This window comes from Pseudoalteromonas sp. S4492, assembly GCF_005886115.1.
Taxonomy (GTDB): domain Bacteria; phylum Pseudomonadota; class Gammaproteobacteria; order Enterobacterales; family Alteromonadaceae; genus Pseudoalteromonas; species Pseudoalteromonas gelatinilytica.
This window is the reverse complement of sequence record NZ_PNCP01000225.1, coordinates 1-233: the sequence shown is the minus strand read 5'-3', so window position 1 is coordinate 233 and position 233 is coordinate 1. Positions and strand designations below refer to the sequence as shown.

Below are 233 nucleotides of genomic sequence, written 5' to 3'. Positions count from 1 at the left end.
AATACAACCGCTGACCTCCAGCATATCAAGGAGTGCTGGTATTGCCGTAATCTCATTACTTTTCTCGGATGTTTTCAGCTGTCCCAACACTATGCCAGTAGCACTGGCCCACGCATTCACCATATGGATGGCAGCTTTGTCATCCTGTTTGTCGTAAGATCGTCGCAAGGTTTTACCGTCGATAGCGATCACTTCACCATGGGTTCGCTCTGCTACGGCACTGACCCACTGAA

The 233-nt window shown here is 49.4% G+C and carries 1 protein-coding gene; it reads right to left on the bottom strand.

From position 1 onward, the window contains the following. Nucleotides 1-233 (bottom strand): ISAs1 family transposase (locus CWC28_RS21450; RefSeq protein ID WP_138625763.1); only part of this gene is annotated, 233 nt, incomplete at both ends.